Below are 11,412 nucleotides of genomic sequence, written 5' to 3' on the forward strand. Positions count from 1 at the left end.
TCCAGCCGTAACCGAAGTGGGGCCGGACCGTCTTGGCGAACTGCGCACGGGCGAGCATGAGCCCGCCGAACACGGCGAGCAGGTTCGCACTCGAATGGTGGCGGCCCCGCCGTCGTCGGGCACCCAGAGGGCCGGTGCCATCGGCCCGATCCCGCCGGCGCCCGGCGCCCGGCGGACCGGGCGCGGCCGGATCGCAGGTGGACGTCGAGCCGCAGGCGCTGCGGGAGGCCGCCGCGACCTACCCCGCCTGGGCTTCTCCACCACGGTCGATCGGCGTGATGGTCCAGGTCGCGGCCGCCGCCCGCACGGGTGGCCCTGCGGAGAGACGACGGTGGGGAGGGACGGTGATCCGTCCCTCCCCACCGTCGACCGTGCCGCTCAGGACAGGAACTTGTCCAGGGCGGCCTCGATGCTGCCGGAGTCCGGCGCCGCGTGCGACTTCATGGTGGTCTTGTTGTACGAGATGAAGCTCGGGCAGCGCGCCGCCGGGGCGCTGATGGTGCCGCCGTCGCCGATCTTCTCGCCGGTCTTCGCGGCGTAGAAGGTCAGGGTGTAGCGCGACGAGATGTAGTCGATGGTGACCTGCTTGCCGGCGCTGTCCTTGTACTGGCACTTCTTCGGCGCGCCCTCGCTGCCCTCGACGAACTTGAGGCAGCCGACCACGGACACCGTCTGGAAGTCGGCGCTCTTGGCGTAGTACGGCTTGTTCGAGGCGACCGACTTCGACGACCAGAAGTTCGGCCGGTCGGGGTTGTTCGAGAACGTGTACGCCTTGGCGCCGGACGGGCCGTTGTAGGTGGCCGCGTTCAGGATCTGGCCGCCGTCGCAGACGTTGGACAGGTCGCTGGAGTAGCGGGCGGTGACCGCGTTGTTGCTCGGCTCCTGCGTCTCCTGCTGCCCGGGGGTGGGGGAGGCGTCCGTGCCCGGCGTGCTGCTGGTGCCGGCGTCGGGGCTGGGACCGCCGGTCGCGACGATCGTGGGCTCGTCGTCGTCACCGTTGACGAGGACGAGGCCGATGCCGGCGCCGCAGATGGCGAGCACGAGGACCACCGCGCCGGCGACCAGTCCGATGACCAGGCCCTTGTTCGACTTCTTCGGCGGCGGGAAGGGAGCGCCGAACTGCGGCGCCTGCGCTGGCTGCCCGTAACCCGGGTACCCGCCCTGCTGCGGCGCCGGCGGCCCGCTCCAGGGGGTGACGTTCGGGTCCGGCTGCTGCCCTCCGTACGGAGGGTAACTGTCGCTCATGTGAAGCCCTTATCGCTGTCGACGTGTGCCCAGGCACGGGATCAGGGATCAGGGTAGTGAGCGCCGCAAACCGTGACGATGGGCGGCTGAATTCGATCGAGGCACAGTTCGGTACCGACGGCGTCACGCGTGACGCTGCGTGCGAGTTACGGCTCAGTACGTGGCGAGATGCCCGAACGTCCGGGGGTTGCGGGCGGCGTCAATCCGGGCCGCCGGAAGGGAATTCCGTTGTGCGGCCCCGGGCGCGGGCCGGTGGGCGGGCCCGAGGCGGTGCTGTGATCAGGATCACTCATTTGTGCACCGAGATCTAGCCGACATTCGGCTAGGAAAGCCGCGGCTGCCGGCCCGGAAGCCTGTTCAGGCGTCCGGGCCGACCGCGCCGGCGCGGCGGGTTGATGTGGCGGTTGTCAGGCGGGCGCGCAGGTCACCGTCGTCGTGGCGGCGCCCCCGGTGGTGCTGCCGAGGAAGCCGAAGGTGGCCTGCGCGCCGGGGGCGAGGGCGCCGTTCCAGTCGACGTGGCGGGCGGTCACCTCGGCCCCGTCCTGCGTCAGCCGGGCGTTCCAGGACTGGCTGATCCGCTGGCCGTCGGTGAACGCGAAGCGGACGGTCCATCCGGAGATCGGCGCGGCGCCGGAGTTGCGTACCGTCACCTCGCCCTGGAAGCCGCCCTGCCACTGGCCCACCACGCGATAGCTCGCGGCGCAGCCGCCGGCCGGGCCGGTGGGCGTCGGCGTCGGGCTGACGGTATGCGTCGGGCTGGCGGTGGGTGTGGGAGTGACGCCGCCCAGCGCGGCGGCCAGCGCCCGGTACCAGCGGTCGGCCATCTTCTGGTCGCCTGCCGCGTTCGGGTGTACGCCGTCGTAGGTGTCGGTGGCCGTGCTGAACCCGGTCCACTGGTCGACCACCACCACCGGCGAGGCGGGGGTCCCGGTCGCCGCCGCCCAGCCGTCGATCGCGCCGTTGAGGGCCGTCACCCGCTGGCCGCACTCCGGGCACGTGGGCGGCGCCATGGGGATGATCTTCGCGACGAGGACCCGCATCGCCGGGTTGCTGGCCCGCATCTGGTCCACCAGCCTGCCGTACGCGGCGAGGATCGTGGCGGGCGGGATGTTGCTCCACACGTCGTTGGTGCCGAAGTGCATCAGGACGATGTCGGGCCGGGTGGCGGCGAGCCAGCCCGGCAGCAGGTTCTGGTTGGCCACGTTGGTCACCAGGTAGCCGCCGTGCCCCTCGTTGTCGCCGTCGTGGGGCTGGCCGCAGCCCTGCGGGCCGAGCGTCCCGACGAAGTCGACGTCGGTGTGGCCGGTGGCCTGGAGGCGGTTCCAGAGCACGGAGCGCCAGCAGCCGGGGGACCCGGTGATCGAGTCGCCCAGCGGCATCACCCGTACGGGCGCGGCGGCCGCCGGCAGCGCGGGGGAGGGGGCGGTGAGCCCGGCGGCGAGGGTGAGGGGGACCGCCGCCAGCGCGGCGAGCAGGGCGTGGAGCAGGGGCCTTCGGAGCATGGTGGAGGAACTCCTGTCACAGGTCGAGGTGCGGTGTGTGACGGCCCGGTGCTCCCCCGACAGTCAACCAGCAAAGTCGACGTATCTCAATGGAATCCCGTTTCACGCAAGGCATTCACGACCAATTCTCTTCAACATCTTTCTCATATCGTGAACATCAACAAAATTCACGATCATGAATGTGGCGGCTAAGGTTTGCTCATCGTCCAGACCGCCTGTCGGGTGTGCCACGAGCCACCCGGGGGCCACCACAGTAGGAGGACCGGGAGATGTCACTCCCTCGCACTCATCGGCGGACCCTCGCCGCTGCGGCCAGCGTGTTCGCCAGCGCCGCCATGGTCACCACCATGATCGGCGCGCCGGCGGCGGCCTCGGCCACCGGCGAGATCCTCAGCGCCGGTGGCGCGACCGCCGTGGCCGACAGCTACATCGTGGTACTCAAGGACACCAGCGTCGGCGGTCGCGCCGGCACCCGGCAGGGTGAGGTGAAGAGCACGGCGGGCTCCCTCGCCGCCCGCTTCGGCGGCAGCGTCGGGCACGTCTACGGTGACGCGCTCAACGGCTTCGAGGCGAAGCTCTCCGAGCGGGCCGCCAAGCGCCTCGCCGCGCATCCCGACGTCGCCTACGTCGAGCAGAACCACACCGTGTCGCTGGCGGCCACGCAGAACAACCCGCCGTGGGGCCTGGACCGAATCGACCAGCGGCCCCTCCCGCTGAGCCGCACCTACACCTGGAACAGCAGCGGCACCGGCGTGACGGCGTACATCATCGACACCGGCATCCGGACCACCCACAACGACTTCGCCGGTCAGGCCATCGACGGCTACGACGCGATCGACAACGCGCTGCCGGCCGCCGACTGCAACGGTCACGGCACGCACGTCGCGGGCACCGTCGGCGGCAACACCTACGGCGTCGCGAAGGACGTCCGGCTCGTCGGCGTCCGGGTGCTGAACTGCCAGGGCAGCGGCACCTGGGCGCAGGTCATCGCCGGTATCAACTGGGTGACCTCGAACCACCAGGCGGGTCAGCCGGCGGTGGCGAACATGAGCCTCGGCGGCTCCTACAACGCCTCCCTGAACACCGCGGTGGCGAACTCGATCGCCGACGGCATCACCTACGCGGTGGCCTCCGGCAACTCGAACGCCAACGCCTGCAACTTCTCGCCGGCCTCCGTCCCGACGGCGCTGACCGTCAACGCCTCGCAGAGCAACGACGCGCGCGCCTCGTTCTCCAACTGGGGCACCTGCACCGACCTGTTCGCCCCGGGCGTGGGCGTCCTGTCGGCCTGGTACAACAGCAACACCGCCACCAACACCATCAGCGGCACCTCGATGGCGTCGCCGCACGTGGCGGGCGCGGCGGCCCGGGTGCTCAGCGTCTACCCGAGCTGGACGCCCGCCCAGGTCCACTCGTACATCGTCAGCCAGGCCACCACGAACGTGATCACCAACCCGGGCACCGGTTCCCCGAACCGCCTGCTCTACCTGGCTCCCACCTTCTGACCGACACCGTCGGCACACCGGCCCCGGGGCGTCCGCGCCCCGGGGCCGGCGCGCGTGCGGGAAGGGGTCGACGGGTGTCCATGTTGCGGGGAGTCCGGGGCGCGCCTAAGCTGCCGTCAGTGGGAGCGCTCCCCGGCCCGTGGGCGGGGATCTGTCGCCGACGACGTTCACCCTCAACGGCACCGCCTGCACTGGCGCGACCACGCCGACCACCCCGCCGGCCCCCACCACCCCGCCGCCCACGACCCCGCCGCCCACGACCCCGCCACCGACGACCCCGCCACCGGACGGTCAGGCGCCGGTCGCGATCAACGGCCAGCGGACAAGGCCGAGGGCAGCGCCGCCCTGCGACCGGGCACCTGTGCCGGGAGCACGTACACCGGCCCGGGCGTGCTGACCGAGTCGGGTGCCCTGATCCGGGACCGCATCCGTACGCCGGACAACTTCCCCACCGCCTGATCCCGTTCCCGCGCGAGGTCCCGCCGCACCCGGCGGGGCCTCGCCGTGCTCCTGGGGAACGAGGCGCCGGCCGGCGAGGAATCCGCCGGTGGGACCCTGTCGAGCTGATGTCGTAGACGATTCACCGCCGCCCGCCGCCCGCCGCCTCGATGCCCAGAAGCCGCCCGATGTCACAGACGACTCAGCTCGACAGCGTCGCGCGACCCTTCCGCCACGGACCGGCTCGGCGACCACGACAGCGCAGCAGCGCGGAGCCACCCGTCACCGGACCAGCCGCCGCGTGACCGCTCGCAGTCGACCGGTCGCGCCGCACGCTCTCAGGCGGGTATGGCGTGGGCCGCCTCGAACCGCTCCCGGGTCAGGAACGCCAGTTGGGCCCGCTTGTCGGGCATGTCGATCTCGTCGGCGAAGGTGAAGCCCTCCCGCCGCAGCCGGTCGAGCGCGCGCTCGTTGCGGACGTCGGGCTCGACGACGATCCGGAGCCGGGTGGGGTCGGCGAACAGGTAGCGGGCGAGAGCGGGGCCGATGGCGGTGGTGAGGCCCTTCGGCGGGCGCCTCCCGGGAGCGAGCAGCAGGTGCATGCCGACGTCGCCGGGCCGCACGGTGTAGCGCTCGCCGACCGGGTCCGCCTCCGGCTGGTAGGTCTGGAACAGGCCGATCGGCGCGTCGTCGAGCATGATCAGGTACGCGTGGTGGGTGTCGAGGCCGTCGACGAACTCGTAGATCTCCCGCACCTCGTCGACCGAGTGCGAACCCATGCCCCAGAACGCCGCCCAGGGCTCGGTCACCCAGCCGTGCACCAGCTCCGCGTGGGCCTCCGGGTCCAGCGCGACGAGCGACAGCTCGCCGAAGCCGGGGATGTTCTCCTGATATGTCACGGTGTCGCGTCTCCTGGTTCTGGGGTGAGTTCTCGCCAGTCGGTGACCACCGGAACCAGCTCGCCGCCGGCCCACAGTGGCAGTTGGTCGTCGAAGTGCGGGTCGCCGGGGCGCCCGGACGCGCCGAAGGGGACGATCCAGCGGCTCTCGGCGCGGTCGGTCAGGTCCCACACGTAGCGGGCCACCGGGCCCCGCCAGCACGCGTCGGACACGCCGGGCACGCTCGACGTGGCCAGCACGCAGTCGGCGTCGCCGGCCAGCGCGACCCGCTCCCGCATGCCCCGTACCGCCTCGTCGGTGGCCGCCGCGACGCCGAGGTGGACGGGGTGCAGCACGTGCCGCTGGCCCCACGGCTCCGGCGGGTCGCCCGCCGCGACGTCCTCGAGCGCCCCGGCCGCCACGGGACCGATCTCGCCGCCGAGGCGGTGCAGCCCGGTGGCCACCCCGTCGAGGGCGTGGCCGATGCGGGACAGCGGGTCGGTCCACGGCGCGAACAGGCCGTCGAACGCGCTCGGGGCGTCGCGCAGCGGGCGCAGGCACGGGTGGTCGTACAGCCGGCGGGCCAGGGCCGCGCGCCAGGCGGCCCAGGCGCCGGCGTCGGCGCTGTCGGCCCGCATGTCCCCGTCCCACGTGGTCAGCCGGTCCCGCAGCCGCCGGGCCGGCCCGCTGAGCCCGCCGGGGTCGACCCGGTCGAGCAGGCCGCGCAGCGCCCCGGCCGCCAACCGGGTGTCCATGTGTACGGCCTCCGCCGGGGCGCCGTCGGCGAGCAGGGCGCGGATGCGGCGGGCCCGGTGCGGCGGGGCGAAGCCGGTGCCGAGGTCCGCCACGTCGGGGCGGCGGTCGTTGGCGCAGACCGCGAACCCGTCGACGGCGGTGCGGCGCGGCTCGGCGTAGCCGCCGTGCCACCGGTACCGGGGATCGTCGCCGGGCACCGGCTCCCGGCGGCACCGGTCGTCGCGCAGCGGGACGAGGCCGGCGACCAGCTGGTGGACCGTTCCGCGCCGGTCGGCGACCAGGACGCTGTTGACCGGCTCGACCCAGTCGCGCAGCGCGTCGGCGACGTCGTCGGCGCTGCGGGCGCGCAGCAGTGGCAGCAGCGCGTCGAAGCCCAGGCGCTGCTCGACCCGGCTGGGGGTACGCAGGCTGATCGCCTCGCCGGTGCTCCGGTCGTGGTCGACGACCGGCCCGCGCGGCGTCTCGATCACCTCGACGGACTCCGCTTCGCCGCCGCGGACCTCGATCCGCTCGACGTGCCGGTGCGCCGGCGCCCAGCCGTCCGCCTCGCGGACCAGCACCCGGTCGCCGTCGCGGCGCAGCTGTTCGCGGTAGAGGTCCTGGTAGTCGGCCATCGCGTTGGTGACGGCCCAGGCGACCTCGCCGGCGTGCCCGAAGTGGGGGAGGCCGGGCACGCCGGGGAACGCGAAGCCGAACACGTCGAACTCGGGGCAGGCGAGGCGCACCTGGTGGTAGATGCCGGGCAGTTCGAGGATGCGGTGCGGGTCGCCGGCGATGACGGGCGCCCGTCCGGTGCCGGCGTCGCCTGGCACGGCCCAGGCGTTGCTGCCCGACCCGTCGGGGCCCTCGACGGCGAACAGGTCGGTCGCGGACGGGCCGAGGGTGGCGGCGACGTGGGCGTGCCACAGCTTGTTGGGGAAGGTGGAGAAGAGCACGTGCTGGACGAGGAAGACCCCCAGCGGCGACCACGGCCGCCACCGGCCCGGGGCGCAGCCGACCGTCGCGAACTCGGGTGCCGCGGCGGCGCCCTCGGCGAGTCCCTCGTTGACCCCGTCGACGTAGGCGCCGACCCACCGCCGGGTGGCGGGGGCGAGCCCCTCGAAGCAGCGTCGGGCGGTGTCGTCGAGGCGGGCCCGGCGGGCGAAGCGGTCCCAGCCCAGCTCGGCGGGGCCGACGTGCTCGGCGAGCCGGCCCTCGGAGCGCCACCGTTCCACTTCGATCTGCCAGGCCCGGTCGACGGCGGCGACCCGCCCCTGCAACCGGGCGAGGCCGTCGACGCTGTCGGCGCTCAGGTGCGGCACACCCCACCGGTCGCGATGGACGCCGGTCATCGTCGCGCCGGGCGGATGGGCGGTCGTCCCGCCTGCCACAGGAATGTCAACTTAGGCTACCCTCCCCTAACTGAGGCAGACCTTACCTGGAGGGGTGCGTGAAGCGAAACTGGGAAGCCCTGGTGCTCAAGGCGATGGGCGGTCGCGAATTCCGGCTGACCGTGCTCGGCACCGAGGCCGTCGGCGAGCGCTACCGTCGACTGCGCATGGACGGCGGCGGGCTGCTGGAGGCGTGCGGCGTGCACCCCACCATGTGGGTGCGGCTGTGGTTCGACAACGACGGCAAGCCGCACCAGCGCGCGTACACCCTCGTCGACCCCGACCCGGAGACCGGCCGCTTCGACCTGGAGTTCGCCATCCACGACGGCTGCGCCGCCCGGTGGGCCGCCGCCGCCCAGGTCGGCGACACCATCGAGGCCACCGTGCAGGGCACCGCCTTCAACCTGCCGGACCCCGCCCCGCAGCACCTTTACCTGGTGGGCGACGCCGCCTCGCTCCCGGCGGTGAACAGCCTGCTCGCCGCGGCCCCCGACACCCCGGCGACGGTCTGGCTGGAGTACGCCCACGAGGGCGAGAAGGAGCTGGGGCCGCGCGCGCACGCCAGGCACCAGGTCACCTGGGTGCCGCGCCGCGACGAGGGCCAGCACCTGGTCGAGACGGTCTGCGCGGCCCTGCCCGCCGCCGAGGACGCCCACTACTGGGTGGCCTGCGAGGCGGCCAGCACGCGCGGCATCACCAAGCACGTGCGCCGGAACCTGGGCGTCGGCAAGCACCAGCTCACCTCGCTGGCCTACTGGAGCGCCAGGTGAGAGGTCGGCTCGGCACGCTGACCGCCCTCTACGTCACGCAGTACCTCGGCATCGGCTTCATCACCGTCGGGCTGACCGCCATCCTGCGCGACGGCGGCACCTCCCTCGACACGCTGGCGCTGTTGCAGTTCGTCGGCCTGGTCTGGCCGATCAAGTTCCTCTGGGCGCCCGTCCTCGACCGGTACGGCTCCCGCCACCGTGGGCACTACCGGTCCTGGCTGCTGGTGCTCCAGGGCGGCCTGGTGCTGGCCCTGCTGGCGCTGCTGCCGTTCGACCGCCCGGCCGCGCAGCTCGGCCCGGTCGTCGCGATCTGCGTCGCGTACGTGTTCCTCTCCGCGACGCAGGACATCGCCGTCGACGCCGTCGCCGTCCGGCTGCTCTCCGAGCGCTCGCGGGGCACCGGCAACGGCATCCAGGTCGCCGCGAGCTACGTCGGCAACCTGCTCGGCGGCGGCGCCTGCGTGGTCGTCTACGACCGGTTCGGCTGGGCGCCCGCGATCCTGCTGCTCGCCGCCCTGACCGCCGTCGGCCTGCTGGTGGTGTGGCGGTTCCGCGAGCCGGACCGCACCGACCGCGTCGCCAGCGCCGGTGCGGCGTACCGGGCGCTGCTGTCGGTGCTGGGTCAGCCCGGCTGCCGCCGGTGGACTTTCGGCGTGGTGCCGCTGGTCTACATCGGCGCGGGCGCGACGTACGCCCTGGTGACGCCGGCCCTGGTGGACGCGGACTGGTCCCTGGCGCGCATCGGCGTGGTGACCGGCGTGGTGACCAGCCTGCCGGCCATCGTGGCCGGTCTGGTCTCCGGGGCCGCGATCGGCCGGTTCGGGCGGGCTCGCGTGCTCGTCGCCGGGGGAGTGGCGCTCGCGCTGTCCACGGCGATGCTGCTGCCGTTGCTGAACGGCCGGGCCCCGCTCGCCGGGACGGTCGCCGCGCTCTGCTGCTTCATGGCCGCCTACACGATCGCCAACGTCGTGCTCTACACGGTCAACATGGACTACTCCCGGCCCGGCACCGGCGGTACGGACTTCACGGTGCTGTCGTCGTTCGGGCTGGTCTGCTCGTTCGTGGCGGCCTCCGTCGCGCTGGCCGCGGCCGAGGTGTTCGGCTATCCCGCGGTGGCGGTGGCCTCCGTCGTCCTGGTGGCGCTCGGCGTCGCGCTGGGCCTCGGGCACCAGCGGCGGTTCCCGCCCCGATCCGTTGCGGCGCCGGGGGAGCGCGAGTTGTCGAAGGTGCCCGGCTGAGTGATGTCGCTCAATGTAGGCGACGATGTTGACACATCCTTAGGTTAGGGTAACCTAAGCTCGCTCGATCACCGACTGCGGGCGGATGGTGACGTCCCGCCATCTCGCCGTACCGTCCATTCCCGACCGTTGAGGACCCGCATGAGCCTGCCCGGACCCACCGTCCAGGTGCCTACGACCGGGGTGACCCCCGCCTCCCACGGCGCCCGCGCCCACCTCTTCACCGCCGGCACGGTGGAGGACTACCGGCGCGTGCTGGCCGAGGGGATCGGCCGGGTCGCGACCCGGATGGCCGAGGTGGACCGGCCGTTCACCGGCGTGACACCGGACGAGCTGGTGCCGCGGGTCGCCGGCATCGACCTGGACCGGCCGCTGGGCGACAGCGGCGCCGCGCTCGACGAGCTGCACGACGTCTACCTGCGCGACGCCGTCTACTTCCACCACCCCCGCTACCTCGCGCACCTCAACTGCCCGGTGGTCATCCCCGCGCTGCTCGGCGAGGCGGTGCTCACCGCCGTCAACTCCTCGCTGGACACCTGGGACCAGAGCGCCGGCGGCACCCTGATCGAGCGCCGGCTCATCGACTGGACGGCCGACCGGATCGGCCTGGGGCCGGCGGCCGACGGCATCTTCACCAGCGGCGGCACCCAGTCCAACCTCCAGGCGATGCTGCTGGCCCGCGAGGAGACCTGCGCGAACCTCGTCGGCCGGACGACCGAGCGGCAGTCCCGTCCGGAGCTGCTGTCCCGACTGCGCATCATCACCTCGGCGGCCGGCCACTTCAGCGTGCAGAAGGCGGCCAAGCTGCTCGGCCTCGGCGCCGACGCGGTGGTCACCGTCCCCACCGACGCCGACCGGCGGATGCGCACCGCCGACCTGGCCCGGGAGATCGCCCGGTGCCGGGAGGAGGGGCTGACGGTGATGGCCGTCGTCGCCACCGCCGGCACCACCGACTTCGGCACCATCGACCCGCTGCCGCAGATCGCCGACATCTGCGCCGCCGCCGGCGTCTGGCTGCACGTCGACGCCGCGTACGGCTGCGGGCTGCTGGTGTCGCCGACCCGGCGGCACCTGCTCGACGGCATCGAGCGGGCCGACTCGGTCACCGTCGACTACCACAAGTCGTTCTTCCAGCCGGTCAGCTCCAGCGCGCTGCTGGTGCGCGACCGGCGTGTGCTGCGGCACGCCACCTGGCACGCCGACTACCTCAACCCGGCGCGGATGGTCGAGCAGCGCATCCCCAACCAGGTCGACAAGAGCATCCAGACCACCCGCCGCTTCGACGCCCTGAAGCTCTGGCTGACCCTGCGGATCATGGGGCCGGACGCGATCGGCGAGCTCTTCGACGAGGTGGTCGACCGGGCCGCCGCCGCGTGGCAGCTGCTCAGCGGGGACCCCCGCTTCGAGGTGGTGACCCGCTCGCAGCTGAGCACCGTGGTCTTCCGCTACCTGCCGGCCGCCGCCGGCCGGGAGGTCGTCGACGACGCCAACCTGTACGCCCGCGAGGCGCTGGCCGCCTCCGGCGCCGGGCTCGTCGCCGGGACCAAGGTCGACGGCGCGCACTACCTCAAGCTCACCCTGCTCAACCCCGAGACCACGATGGACGACATCGCCCACGTCCTCGACCTCCTCGCCGAACACGCCGGCTGGTACGCCCAGACCAGGGCCGCCGCCGAGCTGTCCTGCCCCGTCGGCTGACGATCCGCCCCC

At 73.1% G+C, this 11,412-nt stretch carries 8 protein-coding genes; 4 read left to right on the top strand and 4 right to left on the bottom strand.

The window, feature by feature from the left end; all coding sequences use genetic code 11:
* Positions 1-378: 378 nt before the first annotated feature.
* Together AB0B83_RS12780 and AB0B83_RS12785 are read right to left on the bottom strand one after the other, a co-directional pair.
* Positions 379-1,245 carry a hypothetical protein gene (locus AB0B83_RS12780; RefSeq protein ID WP_132234047.1) on the bottom strand — a complete coding sequence of 289 codons (867 nt, stop codon included), beginning with the start codon at positions 1,243-1,245 and terminating at the stop codon, positions 379-381.
* A 407-nt stretch (positions 1,246-1,652) separates the two neighbouring features.
* A complete protein-coding gene (locus AB0B83_RS12785; protein ID WP_357578292.1) occupies positions 1,653-2,747 on the bottom strand; it encodes a cellulose binding domain-containing protein in 1,095 nt (364 codons plus the stop codon).
* A gap of 269 nt (positions 2,748-3,016) precedes the next feature.
* Between AB0B83_RS12785 and AB0B83_RS12790 the strand changes: the two genes are divergently transcribed.
* Complete coding sequence (locus AB0B83_RS12790; protein ID WP_357578293.1) at positions 3,017-4,252, top strand: S8 family peptidase; 1,236 nt, start codon at positions 3,017-3,019, stop codon at positions 4,250-4,252.
* Between the two features lie 776 nt (positions 4,253-5,028).
* Here the strand turns inward: AB0B83_RS12790 and AB0B83_RS12795 are convergent.
* The gene (locus tag AB0B83_RS12795) at positions 5,029-5,589 is read right to left on the bottom strand and encodes a GNAT family N-acetyltransferase (RefSeq protein ID WP_357578294.1); all 561 of its coding nucleotides are present in this window, start codon (positions 5,587-5,589) and stop codon (positions 5,029-5,031) included.
* Complete coding sequence (locus tag AB0B83_RS12800; protein ID WP_357578317.1) at positions 5,586-7,655, bottom strand: penicillin acylase family protein; 2,070 nt, start codon at positions 7,653-7,655, stop codon at positions 5,586-5,588. Before AB0B83_RS12800 ends, AB0B83_RS12795 begins: the two co-directional genes overlap by 4 nt.
* Before the next feature lie 98 nt (positions 7,656-7,753).
* Between AB0B83_RS12800 and AB0B83_RS12805 the strand changes: the two genes are divergently transcribed.
* From AB0B83_RS12805 to AB0B83_RS12815, 3 genes are all read left to right on the top strand, one after another.
* Positions 7,754-8,464, top strand: a complete 711-nt coding sequence (locus tag AB0B83_RS12805) for a siderophore-interacting protein (RefSeq protein WP_357578295.1) — start codon at positions 7,754-7,756, stop codon at positions 8,462-8,464.
* On the top strand, positions 8,461-9,702 hold the full coding sequence (locus AB0B83_RS12810) for an MFS transporter (RefSeq protein ID WP_357578296.1): 1,242 nt from the start codon (positions 8,461-8,463) through the stop codon (positions 9,700-9,702). Before AB0B83_RS12805 ends, AB0B83_RS12810 begins: the two co-directional genes overlap by 4 nt.
* A 141-nt stretch (positions 9,703-9,843) precedes the next feature.
* Positions 9,844-11,400, top strand: coding sequence for an aspartate aminotransferase family protein (locus AB0B83_RS12815; RefSeq protein WP_357578297.1), 1,557 nt, complete (start codon positions 9,844-9,846; stop codon positions 11,398-11,400).
* Positions 11,401-11,412: the final 12 nt, after the last annotated feature.

The sequence above is a fragment of the Micromonospora sp. NPDC049060 genome, from assembly GCF_040649055.1.
GTDB lineage: Bacteria > Actinomycetota > Actinomycetes > Mycobacteriales > Micromonosporaceae > Micromonospora > Micromonospora reichwaldensis.

What these genes read in the sequence shown, in the direction of transcription:
- AB0B83_RS12815 (WP_357578297.1), top strand. Translation starts at nt 9,844, where the DNA reads ATGAGCCTGCCCGGACCCACCGTCCAGGTGCCTACGACCGGGGTGACC.
- AB0B83_RS12790 (WP_357578293.1), top strand. Translation starts at nt 3,017, where the DNA reads ATGTCACTCCCTCGCACTCATCGGCGGACCCTCGCCGCTGCGGCCAGC.
- AB0B83_RS12800 (WP_357578317.1), bottom strand. Translation starts at nt 7,655, where the DNA reads ATGACCGGCGTCCATCGCGACCGGTGGGGTGTGCCGCACCTGAGCGCC.
- AB0B83_RS12785 (WP_357578292.1), bottom strand. Translation starts at nt 2,747, where the DNA reads ATGCTCCGAAGGCCCCTGCTCCACGCCCTGCTCGCCGCGCTGGCGGCG.
- AB0B83_RS12780 (WP_132234047.1), bottom strand. Translation starts at nt 1,245, where the DNA reads ATGAGCGACAGTTACCCTCCGTACGGAGGGCAGCAGCCGGACCCGAAC.